Below are 16,853 nucleotides of genomic sequence, written 5' to 3' on the forward strand. Positions count from 1 at the left end.
CATCTGTAAGTTTCATTGTAGTTTGAGTATAGGTTAGAACTAGACAAACGTCTAACATTTTGCCCGAGCAGGTGTCAGCTGTTGCTTGAAGGCACGGATTGTCATTGCCACTTCATCAAAGGAAACTCCGACCAACTCTGCACATTCTTCAATCAAGATGCCTTCCCGTAACTCATGGAACAAGTGAATCAAGGCTGCTGCCGAACCTTCGACCGAATCAAACGTCTCACCACTCAGGACGAGTCGCGCAAACCGTTCGTAGAAATCACCTTCAAGGCTCATTCGTTCTTCATCGGAGACGTAGTGTTCTGCGAGACGAATCGTTTGTAACGCACGATCAATCCGCGCGTCGACGACATCACTCCGTCCGTTCATTTCATGAACAATTTGTTCAGTCAACTGCAGGACGTCTTCGTGATCCGTCACTTCCGGCATCATCGAGAGTGCCAGTCGTGCTTCTTCATCATTTAATTTTCCGAGCAGCAGTGCCGTGAAAATCCGTGAGACATCATCTTCCGTCTTCAATGCTTGAATCAACGCGGAACGAAACTGCAAGTTATGACGGATGTCATATGCTTCTCGTTCCTCACGCATACTTGCTGCTTCATTTGATTGTAAGAAAGCCGTTGCTTCTTCGACATGCCCTGTCTTGAACGCTGAAATCGACAACCAGTGTCCAAATAACGGATCGCCACGGTATCCACGGCGTTCAAGCAGTTTCAGTTCTTCATACGCTATATCATGTCGACCGATGATCGCAAGCGTCGATGCGACTTTATAACGTGTCTCCAGATTAACGGAACGAACGTGTTCGAGCTTCCGTGACAAGCGGTGCGCCTCTTCATCCTGCCCCATCTCATGTAAGAGAACGAGCGTATTACAAAGCGCATGGAGATTTCCTGGATTTCCTTCTAAAACACGTTCAAGTGACAGAAAGGCCCGGTCATTTTCGCCGAGATAAAATTCAACGATTGCTAAATTATTGTATGCTGGCCAAAATGTCGGATACGTCGCAATCAACGACTCGAGTGTTTCTTGTGCCGCAAACAACATGCCTTTATCGATTTGACGTTGCGCTTGTGCGTGGAGACGAATCAATTCGTCCTCATCGTCATCTTCCATCTCTTGTTCGAGATCAATCAATTCCACGAGTGCGGCCGATGCCTCTGCGTGTTTTCCTGCCGGTGCATACTTGAGATATTCAAGCGCATATGCTTTCGCTTCTTCATATAAAGACACATGCGCGTAATTGTTTGCTAAATAAAACAGTGATTCGGTATTTGACTCATCGAGTGTCCGGACACGTTTCAACACGTCGTTCGCATGATTGATTTCGCCTGTTTCAAACAGGACCCGTGCGTAACGTAACAAGTAACGGACATCCTCCGGCTGAAGCGTCGTCGCTTCATCGAGATGATAGACCGCCTCTTCGAGTCTCCCTTCCCGGTGCGCCTTCCGTCCGCGGAAATAAAAAAGCTCCGCTTGGCGCGTTGTAATCGCAAAGGGGTCTGCTTTGTATTCGGTTAATTCCATAGTGATTCAAGCCCCCATAATTTAAATCTGGTTTCGTAGTTGCAGAAACAAGAATAACCTATCTCGGATAGCGTTGCAACAGAAAAAAACGCCGGGGTTTACGCCCAGCGTTTTGCATAAATGGTTTCGAGTTCCTTATAGTTCTCTAAGCATTTTCGTACAAAAGCATCTTCTTGCGGATTCTTGTTTTGCAGACGTTCAACATCTTTTTCGAATGCTTGACGTAAGCTATCCGGATACGATGGAATCTCGCCATCATAGTCATAGACGACACTTGGGGAAACCGTGATCTTTTCGTGTTGATGTAAGGCTGTACGGATATGAAAGAGTGGAACGTTGACTTGGTTCGGTTGATGCAAGTCGCCTTGCGTCGGATGTTTCTCGACGGCGAGTACTTCGACGACGAGCCCTTGCGGACGTTCTGCGAATAATCTTCCGAAATACTTTCCGGTCTTATACGTAAAGCGAATATAATTCATCGCGTGTCTACCTCCTTCTCACAGTTTCGTCACATTTCATGGCGCCGGAGCGGCTGGCTCGAGACCCGTTCGTTCGGTAGGATATCCCGGTGAACGATGGACCCGGCACCGATGACGGCACCATCTCCGATCGTCACGCCTGGTAAAATCGTGACGTTCGCGCCAATCAACACATCACTACCAATCGTCACGTTGCCAATCCGGTACTCCGTCGTCAAATATTCATGACAGAGAATCGTCGTATTAAAGCCGATGATCGTATTCGAACCGATTGAAATCCGTTCCGGAAACATCGTGTCCGGCATCACCATCAAGGCAAGTGCCGTCCGGTCGCCAATCTTCATTCGGAGACACGTCCGGTACAAGCCATTTTTGAAGCGGAGCGACGGTGAAAACCGTCCGATCGTAATGATGCTGAAACACCACATGACTTTCAAGAACGAGACCGTCCGGTACATGTGCCATAGCGGATTTGTTGTCCCGACCTGATAGCGATCAGTCCGCCGTGCCATTTTGCGCCTCAATCCAGTCACTCAAGTGGTCCATCGAATCGATGATGACATCTGGTTCCAGTGCTTCAAGATACGGACGACCTTTGATGGCCCAACCGACCGCGACGGTTTTTAAGCCCGCATTTTTTCCGCCATGGATATCCGTGTCATTGTCTCCGACCATGATTGTTTCGTCGGTCGTCGACCCGAGAAGCGCCATCGCTTTTTCAAACGGTTCGACGGCTGGTTTTTCTTCCGTCACGTCGTCTGCTGCGATGATTGTCTCAAACAGTGACGTCAGTCCAAATAGTTCAATCCCTTTTAACGCGACGCGACGACTTTTTGATGTCACGATCGCCATCTTGTACCCCTGCTCCTTCAAGCGGCGTAAACCGTCGAGGACACCCGGGTATTCAAGAACGAGTGCATCATGCATCGCAATGTTATAGCTGCGGTAAAAGGCGACCATTTCTTTCCACTGTTCGGCATTGAGTTCAGAAAATGATTTTTCAAGCGTCGGACCGATGAACGGAAGCAATTCTGCCTCCGTAAACGTCCGCTCCGGATAGTAGTAATCGAGTGTATGTTCAAAGCTTTTCAGAATCAACGGATTCGTATCGATCAACGTACCATCTAAATCAAATAAAATCGTGTTAATCATCGGATCAATTCGCCTCCCGTGTTGTTCCATCCAAGTAGCGGACGGCATTTTTCCGGACGACCATCATGACAAGACCGAAGATGATCAAACAAATCGAAACGATTTGTGCCGTCCGTAGTCCGTCACCCATCATTAAGCTATCTGTCCGTAATCCCTCGATGTAGCAACGTCCGATCGAATACCAGACGAGATAGCCGAGGAAGACATAACCACGGCGTGGATTGAACTTCATCCGCCAGACAATCAACAAGATGACACCGATGATGTTCCAAACACTTTCATAGAGGAACGTCGGTACATAATAAACACCGTCGATATACATTTGGTTGACGATCCAGTTCGGTAAGTGCAACGTATCTTGCAAGAACGTCCACGTCGTTTCGCCACCATGCGCCTCTTGGTTAAAGAAGTTCCCCCAGCGTCCGACCGCTTGACCGAACAAAAGTGATGGTGCCAAGATATCGGCAATTTGCCAAAACGAAATCTTTTTCTTACGCGTATAGATGATGACCGTCAAAATCGCACCGATGATGGCACCGTGAATCGCAATTCCGCCTTGGCGGATGTTGATGATTTGATCGAGGTGTTGTCCATAGTATTGCCATTCGAAGGCAACATAATAGATCCGGGCACAGATGATGCTGATCGGAATCGACCAGATGACGACATCGACCGCATATTCTTCGTTGAACCCAATCCGCTTCGATTCGAAGATGGCGATCATCAATCCGACGATCGCGCCTAAGGCGATGACGACACCATACCAATAGATTGGAATCGGACCGAGTTCAATCGCGACCCGATCGAATGTCGGTTGTACCGTTGCAAGTGTCCCCATCATAGACCACCATTCCCGTCTTCAATCGCTTGCGCGAGACGTCCGGCGAATTCTTCTGCTGTGTTGATGCCCATATTTTTCAGGCGATAATTCATCGCCGCGACTTCGATGATGACGGCGAGGTTACGCCCGGGACGAACCGGAATCGTCAAAAACGGAATTTCCGTATCGATGATTTGTAACGTCTCCTGGTCGAGCCCGACCCGGTCATAGACTTTCGTTTGATCCCAAATTTCAAGATTACAGACGAGGCTGATTTTTTTATGCGACCGTACGGCACCTGCACCGAACAATGTCATGACGTCGATGATGCCGATTCCTCGAATCTCAAGGAGGTGTTGGATCAACTTCGGAGCCGTCCCGACTAGAATACCGTCTCCGGTCTGACGAATTTCAACGGAGTCATCCGCAACAAGGCGGTGTCCGCGTTTGACGAGTTCGAGTGCCGTCTCGGATTTACCGACGCCACTGGCCCCTTTGATGAAGACGCCGACGCCATAAATGTCGACGAGGACACCATGCATCGCCGTCGTCGGTGCGAGTTCCGCTTCGAGGAAGTTCGTGATTTGAGATTCGACCGATGTCGTATGTCCCTTCGTCGTCAAGAGCGGTACGTTCGTTTCGTCAGCTGCTTTGATGATTGCTTCCGGTACTTCAAACCCGCGCGTCACTAAAATCCCTGGTGTTTCATCTGTACAGAGGACATTTGCCCGTTCGAGCTGTTCCTCATACGTCAGGTTGTTGAAAAACGTCAATTCTGTTTTCCCGAGGACTTGCAGACGTTCTGCTGGATAATACGCATAATAACCAGCGAGGACGAGGCCTGGTCGACAGAGATCAGCCGTCAAAATTGGACGATGTAGTCCTTCTTCTCCGGTGACAATTTTTAAATTGAATTGCTTTACGATTTCAGCTGTTCGCACTTTTGCTTGCACGCTCAATCAGCCCCTTTCACTTGAAGTATTGTACCATATTTTTGTTAAAATCAATGAATTCGATTAGAAGGGGAGTAACTTGGGGAAAGAATACAGTTAAGAATAAAACAAAGGAGGTTTTTTTATGATGAATATGTCAGGTAGTGGCATCGGCTTAATCATTATCATGATTTTAGTTGCGATTGTCGCCATCCTCGGTCTTGTCTATATCATCATCTCGTTGATTGACATGTGGAAGGCTTATTCGCGTGATCAAAATCAGACATCGCTCTTATTTTTCATCATCTCACTGGTCGGAATCGTGCTAAGTGGTCCATTTATTTCACTCATTCTCGCAATCGTCTTTTATTGGAACCGGGCGCGCAGCAAAAGTTGGATGGGAATCGGCTTAATCATTGCTTCCATCGTCCTAGCAATCATCGCCATCATCACGTTCATTTCATTCGGTTATGACATGAATAACTTTGATCAGATGAATTGGGACGAACCGATGATGGATGAAGACTATAACTATTGATTCAAAAAATCCCGTCTGCCTCTCACTGAAGAGGCAGACGGGATTTTAGCGTGTAATGGTGGCAATAGAAGCGTCTTTTTTTCGTTGCTTTCCTCGGGCGAAAAGTTTCCAAAGTGATTAACCAGCATATGCACAAAGGGACATAGGTTTGCCTACAAAAAGAAGGGATTGCCATCTAAAGTCGATGGGCAATCCCTTCTTTGGTCTTTTTAAATGCGGAGTTTAGAACGCTTGCGGACTCAGGTGGACACCATGTGTCACAGAAATCGTCCCTGTCTTCGTTTCCGCTTCGACTTCAATCTTCGGCGTGCGGTCACGACCCGAGATGAAATGCAGTTTACGGTTCACGACATCTTTTTGATCGCGAATCACTTCCATCTCATCAAGGTTGCAGTTCAACCCACCAAAGTTCGTTTCAAGCTCGCCATACACTTCAGCGCCATGCGGCAACATCAAGGCAATGCTTCCGGCAAGCGATGAAGCTTGAATCTTCGCATCATGCGCTGTTTTTAGTTCACAACGGACGTTTCCGTTTGCCGTCTTCAGCTCTGAACGTTCGAAAACACCGTTAGTTATGATTTGACCATTCGCCGTTTTCGCTTTTAACAGTTTGACTTCTGATTCTTCCACTTCAATCGAGCCATTCGCCGTCGAGGCTTTGAGGTCTTCACTGTACAGGTCACGGACATGAATCCGACCATTCGCTGTCATCAGTTGAACACTCGTCGCATCAAGCGACGATAACGTAATCTCGCCGTTCAACGTCTGTAAGACGAACGACTCATAATGGCGACGCGGGACTTTCAAATGGAGCGTCGCACGGACGCGTTTGTCTTTCAAACGAATCGATAGTGTGTTCGCGGAGACAGAGTGTTGGAGTGACGCCTGCAGTTGTTCGAGCGCCTGCTCCTCATTGACTTGGCGAAGCGGGCGACCCGTCACCGTCAATTCACACTCTTCTAAATCACTTGGTTCGACGATGGCATTGGCATTAAATAAATCCAGATGAATCGTCTCACCACTGAATGGGAACTGTTTGACATACGTGACATTCGGACCGGACGTCTGATTGAACGAAAGATCGCTCTCTTTAATCCGGTTAACGAGACCGTCAAAGGCAGACATCACTTTTGACGTCAGTGAGTCGACGGTATAATGATCGACGCGGTCATATTGTTCGGGCTCATCGACATACTTATGATCACTTGCAGTCGTCGGGCGTTGATCGATGGCTTCGAGACGTTCGAGCTTATCGAGTGCCTCGTCAATCGTCAACTTTCCTTCTTTTACTTGTTCAAGTATCAATTGGCGCATATCTTGTTTCATGAACATTCCCCTCCTATTTTCTGAACACATGGTGACACAGGAAAACTTACTCACTCTTTCGTTCTACTTCCCTTACTTCCCTTTTACGAATCCTCACTCAAAAAAGTTTCATGATTCGATCCGGGCAGCGTCACGTTCTAAAACAGGTGCCAAGTAGTGACCCGTGTAGGATTCCTTGACGCGCGCGATCTCTTCCGGTGTTCCGGTCGCGACGATCACTCCGCCCCCATCGCCACCTTCTGGACCAAGATCAATCAAGTAGTCTGCCGTTTTGATGACATCAAGATTATGCTCGATGACGAGAACTGTGTCGCCGTTGTCGACGAGGCGTTGCAAGACTTTTAAGAGCCGGGCGATATCGTGGACATGAAGCCCCGTCGTCGGTTCATCAAGAATATAAATCGTTTTCCCCGTCGACCGCTTATGGAGTTCCGACGCGAGTTTGACACGTTGGGCTTCCCCACCGGATAGTTCCGTCGCCGGTTGTCCGAGACGCATGTACGTCAAGCCGACGTCGGCAATCGTTTGAAGTTTCCGACTGATTTTAGGAATTTTTTCGAAGAAGACGAGCGCATCCTCGACCGTCATCTCAAGCACGTCAGAAATCGTTTTGCCTTTATATTTCACTTCGAGTGTCTCGCGGTTATACCGTTTCCCGTGACAGACTTCACACGGCACATAGACGTCCGGTAAGAAGTGCATCTCGATTTTGATGATTCCGTCCCCGCGGCATGCTTCACACCGGCCACCTTTGATATTGAAGCTGAAACGTCCTTTTTTATAACCACGGAGTTTCGCTTCGTTCGTCGAAGCAAACACGTCACGAATGTCATCAAAGACACCGGTATAGGTCGCCGGGTTCGAACGTGGTGTCCGACCGATCGGTGACTGATCAATATCAATCACTTTATCGATTTGGTCAAGTCCCGTAATCCCTTTATGGGCACCCGGCTTTTCTTTCGCTCGGTTCATTTCGTGGGCAATCGTCTTGTAGAGAATTTCATTGATTAAAGTCGATTTCCCCGATCCAGATACCCCTGTCACAGCAACGAACAAACCGAGCGGAATGTCGACGTCGACGTTTTTCAAGTTGTTTTCAGATGCTTTCTTGATCCGTAACGCCCGACCGTCCGGTTGTTTCCGTTCAGTCGGCACAGGAATGAATTTTTTCCCGGACAGGTATTGTCCCGTCAATGAATTGGCGTCATTCATCAATTCTTCCGGACGCCCCGCTGCCGTGACGAAACCACCATGGTCACCGGCTCCTGGTCCGATATCGATTAAATAATCAGCTGCCATCATCGTATCTTCATCATGTTCGACGACGATTAACGTATTCCCGAGATCGCGCATCGTTTTCAGCGTACTGATCAAACGGTCGTTATCACGTTGATGTAAGCCGATCGACGGTTCGTCGAGAACGTACAGGACACCCGTTAAGCGGGAACCGATTTGTGTTGCGAGACGAATCCGTTGTGCTTCTCCACCAGATAATGTCCCGGCCGCACGCGAAATCGTCAAATAGTCGAGACCAACGTTTTCGAGGAATGAGGACCGTTCGTGAATCTCTCGGACGATCATCCGGGAAATCGTTTGGTCTTTTTCCGACAGCTTTTCAGGCAATTCTTCAAACCAAACGACCGCTTGTTTGACCGACATCTTCGTCACTTCTCCGATATGGATGCCAGATACTTTAACAGCAAGTGATTCACGTTTCAGACGGTGTCCCTTACAAGTTGGACATGCTTTTTTCGCCATGTATCCTTCCATCTGTTCGCGAATGTAATCGGATGACGTCTCTTTGAAACGGCGTTGTAGGTTATTTAAGACCCCTTCAAAGAACAAGTCCGTGTTCCGGACCATCCCGAAATCATTTTCATAGCGGAAGTGAATTTCTTCTTTTGAACTTCCGTTTAAGATGATGTCACGCTGTTCCTCAGGCAACTGATCGAACGGTGTATCCATATCGATCGTAAAGTGTTCACAGACCGCTTTGAGCAACTGCGGATAATATTGTGAACTCGTTGGTTCCCAGGCGACGATCGCTCCTTCGTTGAGCGTCTTATCCGGATGTGGCACAACGAGGTCGGCATCGACCTCAAGCTTAGTCCCAAGTCCGTCACACGACGTACAGGCACCGAACGGCGAGTTGAACGAGAACATCCGTGGTTCGAGCTCGCCGATTGAGAATCCACAAATCGGACAAGCATGGTGCTCACTGAAAAGTAACTCATTGCCATCCATCGTATCGACGATGACACGACCATCTGCGAGTCGAAGTGCCGTCTCAAGCGAATCAGCAAGCCGTGATTCGACGTCTGGACGAACGACGACACGGTCGACGACGACTTCAATCGAATGTTTCTTGTTTTTTTCGAGTTCGATGTCATCCGTCAAATCAATCGTTTCCCCGTTGACGCGGACACGGACGAACCCTTCTTTTTTTAAGTCCTCGAAGACTTTAACATGTGCCCCTTTTCGACCGGAGACGATTGGCGCTAAAATTTGCAGGCGTGACCGTTCCGGTAGTTCCATCACCTGGTCGACCATCTGACTGATCGTTTGACTCGAGATTTCGATGCCATGATTCGGACAGATCGGTTTGCCGATCCGTGCATAGAGCAACCGCAAATAATCATAAATCTCCGTCACTGTCCCGACCGTCGAACGCGGGTTTTTACTCGTCGTTTTTTGGTCAATCGAAATCGCAGGACTGAGTCCTTCAATCACGTCGACGTCTGGTTTGTCCATCTGACCGAGGAATTGACGCGCATAGGCAGAGAGACTTTCGACATACCGTCGTTGGCCTTCCGCATAAATCGTATCGAACGCGAGTGACGATTTCCCGGAGCCCGATAAGCCCGTCAAGACGACGAGCTGATCGCGTGGAATTTCGACATCGATGTTTTGAAGGTTATTGACGCGAGCGCCCTTGATGATAATCTTGTTTTTCTTGTCTCCCAACTTAGGCACCTGCTTTCAATTCTAATATAAGATCGCGAAGCTCTGCCGCTCGCTCGAACTGCATGTCTTTCGCTGCTTGTCGCATCTCTTGATCCAACTGTTCGAGTAACGTTTCCCGCTCCGGTTTTTTCAATTTGTTGAACTTCTCAAGTTTTTCGACCGTATCATCACTTTCAATCGTCGTACTGATGACACCACGGACATCTTTTTGAATCGTTTTCGGCGTGATGCCATGTTCTTTATTGAACGCGAGCTGAATGTTTCGCCGACGTTCCGTCTCATCCATCGCCCGTTGCATCGAATCCGTGATTTTATCCGCAAACAAGACAACGTGTCCTTCCGAGTTCCGGGCAGCCCGACCAATCGTCTGGATCAACGATCGCTCCGAACGCAAGAACCCTTCTTTATCTGCATCGAGAATCGTCACGAGTGATACTTCTGGAATATCAAGTCCTTCACGAAGTAAGTTGATTCCGACGAGGACGTCATACTTCCCAAGCCGCAGATCACGAATGATTTCGATCCGTTCAAGCGTCTTGATTTCCGAGTGCATGTAGTTGACTTTAACACCATGCTCTTTCAAATAATCCGTCAAGTCTTCCGACATTTTTTTCGTCAGTGTCGTCACAAGCACCCGTTCGTTTTTGGCGACACGCTCCCGGATGTTGTCCATCAAGTAATCGATTTGTCCCGTGATCGGATGAATCTCGATTGTCGGGTCAACGAGTCCCGTCGGACGGATGATTTGTTCGACCATCTCTTTTGAGTGCTCCATCTCATACGGTCCTGGTGTCGCTGAAATATAAATCGCCTGACTGACCTTCTCCTCGAACTCTTCAAAACGAAGCGGCCGGTTATCTTTTGCTGAAGGCAGACGGAATCCATGATCGACGAGCACTTGTTTCCGCGCTTGGTCCCCGTTGTACATTCCGCGGATTTGCGGCAATGTAACGTGAGACTCATCCGCGACAAGCAAGAAGTCCTTCGGGAAGTAATCGATCAGCGTATAGGGTGTCGATCCTTCCGGCATCAAGTTTAAATGACGGGAATAGTTTTCAATCCCTGAGCAATAACCCATTTCGCGCATCATCTCGAGGTCATAGTTCGTCCGTTGCTCGAGGCGTTGGGCTTCGAGTAACATGTTGTCTTCACGCATCTTCGCGAGTTGTGTTTCAAGCTCGACTTCAATGTTTGCAATCGCTTTTTGAAGACGTTTGTCCCCCGTCACGAAGTGGGATGCCGGGAAGATTGAAATATGCTCACGGTCGGCGATGATTTCACCCGTCAATGGGTCCATATCACGAATCCGTTCGATTTCGTCACCGAAAAACTCGACGCGGACACACTGCTCGTCTCGTGACGCCGGGAAAATCTCAACGACGTCACCCCGGACACGAAAACGTCCGCGCTGGAAGTCGATATCATTACGTTCATATTGAATGTCAATCAATCGACGGAGCATCTCGTTACGCCCCATCTCATTCCCGACACGAAGGGACAAGACATGATTGTTGTATTCTTCCGGGTTACCGAGACCGTAGATACAGGATACGGAGGCAACGATCAAGACGTCATCCCGCTCAAATAAAGCAGACGTCGCCGAGTGACGGAGTTTATCGATTTCATCGTTGATGGACGAGTCTTTTTCGATAAACGTATCCGTCGACGGAACGTACGCTTCCGGTTGGTAGTAATCATAGAAACTGACGAAGTATTCGACGGCATTGTTCGGGAAGAATTCCTTGAACTCTGAATACAGTTGTCCCGCAAGCGTCTTGTTATGCGCAAGCACGAGCGTCGGTTTTTTTATCTCCTTGATGACGTTCGAAACGGTGAACGTTTTTCCGGTTCCGGTTGCCCCGAGCAACGTCTGGTGTCGCTCTCCGTTCTTGACGCCAGCAATCAATTGCTGAATCGCGGTCGGCTGGTCACCGCCCGGTTCAAATGGTGACACTAACTCAAAATCCATCGTTAACTTCCCCCTCATCACGTTTAAAAATCTATCTCTATTGTATCACTTTACGAACAAACATTCGATTATGAAGTGCTCCTTCTAGGAAGTTACCCGTTTTTCGGAAAAAGAAAAAGTCTTAGTACGGATTCCTTCCGAAAATTGAGGGATGCCTCAAGACATAACACTGACGGGATGAACAAAGAAAAAAACGTTTGGGTTGCTCCATCTGATGCCTCACATTTGCTAACAACCCCTATCACGGATGTAATAGGGCTAGACTGTAGATAATCTCTTATGAAAAACGAACTTTCTATATCGAGATGCGATTAGTTCGCGCTTCCCTGTCTCGCCTCGTCTTTAAAACGATTGGAGACGGATTGCGCTCTAAACCGTCTGCCATCCCGGATTTGCGTCACGACGTTACCTAAAAAGCGTCACATTTCGTTGACTCCTACGGGAAAAAGTGCGTTTTTAACGCACGTTCAGAGGCAGGCAAGACCCTGCTCATTGTCCGTGAGGATCAAGGAGCAACGGCTTGCGCCTCGCCCGAGGAAAGCAACGAAAAACGAAGACGCTTGTATTACTCCATACAATGTCGTCATCTATACATAAAAAAAACCCTATCACAAAGGTGATAGGGGTTGCAGCGTGTAGACAAACTCTTATGAAGCGTGAACATGCGATAACGAGAGACAATCCGTTTGTCTCGCCTCGTCTTCTAAGCGGTAATCTTCCGCGCCGCTACAACAAAGCTGCAGGGTCGCGACCGATTGTTTTTCGCGGTTCTAAGCGATTCGAGACGGATTGCGCCCTAAACCGTCTGCCATCCCGGCTTTGCGTCACGACGTTTACCTAAAAAGCGTCACATTTCGTTGACTCCTACGGGGAAAAGTGCGTTTTTAACGCACGTTCAGAGGCAGGCAAGACCCTGCTCATTGTCCGTGAGGATCAAGGAGCAACGGCTTGCGCCTCGCCCGAGGAAAGCAACGAAAAATGAAGACGCTTGTATTGCTCCATCCACTGCCCCTTATACGCTATCCCCCCCTACCACGGATGTGATAGAGGGTGTCTGTTTATTGCAATGTCCGGATTTTCGTCCGGCGATTTCCCGGCTCACTGACGAACATGATGCCGAGTTCATGATGATCTTGTTCATAAAAGGCACGTTGCGCAAACCGGACGTCCCCGTTATGGTTCATCACCTCAAGACGTAAGTATGGTTTGTGCCGCTGAATCGCTTCATAGAAACTGACTTCTGAATCAACGAAATCACCGTTGACCTTATAGATCGCCTCTCCGGGAACGAGCCCCATTTCTGACGCCGGCAATCCCGGGAACGTACCAAGGATGACGACGCCACGTTTCCCGTTCAGGAAGATCGGCGTCTGTGAACGGTTCAATCGTTTGACCCGCTGGTGCAAGACGATATGCAGAAGCAATAGCACCGGGAGTCCGTATAACCATTCTTCACGCCCCGTTACATAGGCGCCGAGCGTCAACAATACGGCGAGGAGTAACGTAATGATCCGACTCTGGACGATCGGACGCATCAACTCAGCCGGTAGTTTACCCGTGAAGAGAAAACTAAAGCCAAGCGGGAAGAACAGAACGAGCGGAACGTATTCCGGGAAAGCGAACCGCGGAAACCATTCTTCGAGGCTGCTCCCCGGAACGATGACGAGCAACGGGATTAACCAAAGCTTGTTCGCTGACAATCCGCCGATGAAGCGCCCCCGTTTCGACAGGACGAGTGACGGCGATAAGTTCTTCCGTCCACGCCACGTGACGAGCACGAGTTCTGCGACGAGCGTGAGCGTCGCAAGCAAGAGGAACGTCGTTGCATTAACTTCTTTCACGCCGTCCACCCGCTCGTCCGTCACGAACCACACGAGTAGCGCAAGCACCGTCAATGGCCAGAGCGGCAGATTAAAGCGGACGACCCCAATCACTAATGTCACGGCGGCGAGCAGTGTGAACGCCGCGATGAACAACGGCGTCAACGTCACGCCTAAACTTAAGCTGATGGCAGAGAGAACGATCCCAACGAGAAGACCCGGGAAGAACGTCTCCAACACATCGGTTCGTTGACCACGTGCTTTCGAGCGGAATAAATTACGCTCCCGTCTGACACGACGGATACCAATTACGACACTGACTAAAATAGCTAACCACAAGATTGGATTAGCGAAAAAACTAATCACCGTCCAACCGATTCCATCGAATAATTCCACGCCCATTCAGACCTCTTTCTATGATTTATTGCGCCGCAACTTCGAGTGCTTTCATACGTTGTACATCGTTTTTCTTATCTTCCAGTTTCTTCAGGAGACGTGTCTCCATCTCAGACGCTGTCACCGGGTCGATTTTACCCGTGACCTCAAGCTTCGCGTCTGCTTGCAGTTGTTCGACTGCTTTTTTCATCGTGTCGCCGTAATAGCCGTCCTGTCCTTTCGGCTCATAGCCAATGGCTTCAAGGACGAGGTGCGCGTTTTCGACCGGTTTTCCATAGTCGCCGACAGCAAGCTCTTTATCGTCCGTCAAGACTTTCGTGACGTTGAAATAGGCCGGTTGCTTCACTTCGACGGTCGGTTTAACACCCTTTTTATGGATCCAGTTGCCGTCCGGTGTCAGCCATTTGTTCGTCGTCAACTTCAAGTCGCTGCCGTCTTTTAAGTCGTACGCACTTTGGACGATCCCTTTCCCGAACGATTTTGTCCCGACGACCTCTGCGTCCGCGCCTTCTTTTAATCCGGCTGCCAAAATTTCTGACGCTGAGGCGGAACCGCTATCTTCTAAGACAACGAGGTTATACGGTTTCTTCTCTTCTGCCTTCCCGAATTCCTGCGTCCGGTCACCTTTATTATCTTCGACCTGGAAAATCGGCGTGTCTTTCGGGATGAACGGAGCAATCATCTTCGAGACAGCGGTCAAGAGACCACCCGGATTCCCCCGGACGTCGATGACGAGTCCATCGATGTTTTTCTCTTCCAGTTTCGCCAGTTGCTTCTCAAATTCATCCGCCGTCGGATCCGAGAACTGCGTCACTTGCAGGACACCAATCGTTTTCCCTTTCACTTCGACCGTATCCGAATAGACCGTCTCAATTGGAATCGTATCGCGCTCAATCGTGATTTTCATTGGGTCTTGTCCGCTGCGTTGAATCGTCAAGACGACTTCCGTCCCTTTTTCACCGCGAATCTTTTTGACTGCCTGATCGGTTTTTTGACCTTTCGTCGACTTCCCGTCAATTTCTAAAATGACGTCCCCCGGTTTGATTCCTGCTTTTTCAGCCGGCGCCCCTTTGATCGGAGAGACGATGACGATTGCTTCGCCCTTCTGTTCAAGCGTCGCACCAATCCCTTCGAACGAGGACGACAGGTTCGTATTGAAGGATGCGGTTTCCGATTCATCCATATAGACGGAATACGGGTCATCAAGCACTTCCGTCATCCCACTGAGTGCCCCTTCTAATAACTGTTGGTCCGTCACATCCTCGAGATAATTCTGTGAAATCATCTGTCTGACCTGATCGACCTTTTTCCAGTCACCCGTCGCGTTTGACGAACTTGTCGTTCCTGTATCCGTTCCACCTGTCGCTAACATCCCGACTGCGCCCGCCCCTAAGCCAAGTCCGAATGTACTCACTGCTATGACTGCCGTTGTAGATTTTTTCACACTTGATTCCTCGTTTCCGGTGTAAACCTGCTATTTTTTTCAGTATAGCAAAAAAAGATAGGTTACCCTATCTTTTCGCTAAACGCTCTATTCGACTTTCAAAAGATGAAAGGTGCTGGATCAACCGCGTTCGGCTGTCCGACAGCCCACTCACCACGGTGGATTTCAAAGTGAAGGTGTGGTCCGGTCGACCACCCTGTCGACCCTAACTTTCCGACGACCGTTCCCGGCATGACCGTTTGGCCCGCCTTGACGGATACTGAATCGAGATGTCCATAGACCGTCGTCCAGACTTGTCCATCGATAAGATGGGTAATCATGACGACATTCCCGTAGCCGGTCGCACTGCCTGCCCGGAGAACGATACCACCTGCCGCCGCCTGAATCGGTGTCCCTTTTGCATTGACGAGGTCAATCCCGGTATGAATCTCCGCTTTTCCTGTCAACGGATTATTTCGGGGACCAAACGGACTTGAAACATATCCGGAAACAGGCAACTGGAATGGTTTTGACGTGTCAGCAGCCGGTACCGGATCATTCGGTTGCGGAACGGTTGCCGGAGGTGCGAGTGTCGTTTCTTCATTCGCCGACGCCTCAGCCTCCGCTTCTGCCCGTTGCTGTGCTTGCTCTTGTTCCCGGGCGACTCGTTCCGCTTCCGCCTTGGCAACGGCTTTCGCTTTCGCGCGTTCCGCAGCCAGTTCTGCTTCTCGGAGCTCCGTCAACTGGTCACTGATCAATCGTTGTTGATCGGCTAAGATTTGTGCTTCTTCTGCTTTCGAAAATTGTTCCTGTTTCAAGTGTTTGACTTCATCGTTCAGCTGGACGACCAACTTTCGTCTTAATTCCGACTCCGCGATGATCCGCGTCTGAAGAATCAACAATTTCCGTTGGTCTTTCTTGAGTTGACCGAGGACAAGTTCTTGACTTGAACGTTGTTCCGTCAGTTGCATCACGTTTGCTTTATACGCGTTTAAGACACCATCGTCCTGCTTGATGATTTCACTGACAGTACTGAACCGGGAAATTAAATCTCCAAAATCTTTTGAATCAAGTAACACCTCGATGTACTTGATGTCCCCGTCACGCTGGACGGCACGAAGCCGGTCGCCAAGTAAATCTTCTTGCGACCGGAGCTCGGACGACGTTTGCTTGATGTCTTCTTCTACTAAGCGTAACTCCTCTTTTGATGCAGCAACAGCCGCTTGTTGATCTGCAATTTCACTCGCTAAATCATCCAAACGGCTGCTGACTTCATCCAAACGTGCCTGTGCGAGGCGGCGTTCTTTTTTCGTCAAGACTAACTTCTCTGATGTCTGATTCTGTGATCGCTCCGTCTCTTTCAGACGGGATTCGACCTCCTGTTGTTCCTGCAACAATTCTTCTTTAGACAAAGCATGAACGGATATACTTGAACCAACGAGGGCCAAGCTGAGCACAGCTGAACAGAACCGAACTTTCATGAGAAGCATCTCTCCTCTAT

The 16,853-nt window shown here is 49.0% G+C and carries 13 protein-coding genes; 1 reads left to right on the forward strand and 12 read right to left on the reverse strand.

Features of this window, described 5'->3' with window-relative positions; genetic code table 11:
- Window positions 1–51 precede the first annotated feature (51 nt).
- The 6 genes from KNQ04_RS02510 to hprK all read right to left on the reverse strand — a co-directional run bounded on the left by KNQ04_RS02510 (window position 52) and on the right by hprK (window position 4,937).
- On the reverse strand, window positions 52–1,533 hold the full coding sequence (locus tag KNQ04_RS02510) for a tetratricopeptide repeat protein (RefSeq protein WP_214847047.1): 1,482 nt from the start codon (window positions 1,531–1,533) through the stop codon (window positions 52–54).
- Between the two features lie 98 nt (window positions 1,534–1,631).
- Entirely contained in the window at window positions 1,632–2,012 is a 381-nt protein-coding gene (gene kapB, locus KNQ04_RS02515; RefSeq protein WP_214847048.1) for a sporulation phosphorelay system protein KapB, read from the reverse strand.
- 29 nt (window positions 2,013–2,041) lie between these two features.
- On the reverse strand, window positions 2,042–2,524 hold the full coding sequence (locus KNQ04_RS02520; protein WP_214847049.1) for an acyltransferase: 483 nt from the start codon (window positions 2,522–2,524) through the stop codon (window positions 2,042–2,044).
- A complete protein-coding gene (gene ppaX / locus KNQ04_RS02525; RefSeq protein ID WP_214847050.1) occupies window positions 2,508–3,164 on the reverse strand; it encodes a pyrophosphatase PpaX in 657 nt (218 codons plus the stop codon). The genes KNQ04_RS02520 and ppaX overlap by 17 nt, the downstream gene beginning before the upstream one ends.
- A gap of 4 nt (window positions 3,165–3,168) precedes the next feature.
- The gene (lgt, locus tag KNQ04_RS02530) at window positions 3,169–4,002 is read right to left on the reverse strand and encodes a prolipoprotein diacylglyceryl transferase (protein ID WP_214847051.1); all 834 of its coding nucleotides are present in this window, start codon (window positions 4,000–4,002) and stop codon (window positions 3,169–3,171) included.
- The gene (gene hprK, locus KNQ04_RS02535) at window positions 4,002–4,937 is read right to left on the reverse strand and encodes an HPr(Ser) kinase/phosphatase (protein WP_029331373.1); all 936 of its coding nucleotides are present in this window, start codon (window positions 4,935–4,937) and stop codon (window positions 4,002–4,004) included. Before hprK ends, lgt begins: the two co-directional genes overlap by 1 nt.
- Window positions 4,938–5,061: 124 nt before the next feature.
- Here hprK and KNQ04_RS02540 point away from each other — a divergent pair, with 124 nt between their 5' ends.
- Entirely contained in the window at window positions 5,062–5,454 is a 393-nt protein-coding gene (locus tag KNQ04_RS02540; RefSeq protein WP_214847052.1) for an Asp23/Gls24 family envelope stress response protein, read from the forward strand.
- A gap of 222 nt (window positions 5,455–5,676) precedes the next feature.
- On the opposite strand, the gene KNQ04_RS02545 is transcribed toward KNQ04_RS02540, so the two are convergent.
- From KNQ04_RS02545 to KNQ04_RS02570, 6 genes are all read right to left on the reverse strand, one after another.
- Complete coding sequence (locus tag KNQ04_RS02545; protein ID WP_214847053.1) at window positions 5,677–6,780, reverse strand: DUF4097 family beta strand repeat-containing protein; 1,104 nt, start codon at window positions 6,778–6,780, stop codon at window positions 5,677–5,679.
- A 108-nt stretch (window positions 6,781–6,888) separates the two neighbouring features.
- Window positions 6,889–9,744 carry an excinuclease ABC subunit UvrA gene (gene uvrA / locus KNQ04_RS02550; protein ID WP_214847054.1) on the reverse strand — a complete coding sequence of 952 codons (2,856 nt, stop codon included), beginning with the start codon at window positions 9,742–9,744 and terminating at the stop codon, window positions 6,889–6,891.
- 1 nt (window position 9,745) lies between these two features.
- A complete protein-coding gene (gene uvrB / locus KNQ04_RS02555) occupies window positions 9,746–11,713 on the reverse strand; it encodes an excinuclease ABC subunit UvrB (RefSeq protein WP_483299239.1) in 1,968 nt (655 codons plus the stop codon).
- A 1,058-nt stretch (window positions 11,714–12,771) separates the two neighbouring features.
- Window positions 12,772–13,935, reverse strand: a complete 1,164-nt coding sequence (locus KNQ04_RS02560) for a PDZ domain-containing protein (protein ID WP_214847056.1) — start codon at window positions 13,933–13,935, stop codon at window positions 12,772–12,774.
- A gap of 19 nt (window positions 13,936–13,954) precedes the next feature.
- Window positions 13,955–15,373, reverse strand: a complete 1,419-nt coding sequence (locus tag KNQ04_RS02565) for a S41 family peptidase (protein ID WP_214847058.1) — start codon at window positions 15,371–15,373, stop codon at window positions 13,955–13,957.
- A 98-nt stretch (window positions 15,374–15,471) separates the two neighbouring features.
- Window positions 15,472–16,833, reverse strand: coding sequence for a murein hydrolase activator EnvC family protein (locus KNQ04_RS02570; RefSeq protein ID WP_214847059.1), 1,362 nt, complete (start codon window positions 16,831–16,833; stop codon window positions 15,472–15,474).
- Window positions 16,834–16,853 lie beyond the last annotated feature (20 nt).

Source organism: Exiguobacterium sp. s193 (assembly GCF_018618755.1).
GTDB lineage: Bacteria > Bacillota > Bacilli > Exiguobacteriales > Exiguobacteriaceae > Exiguobacterium_A.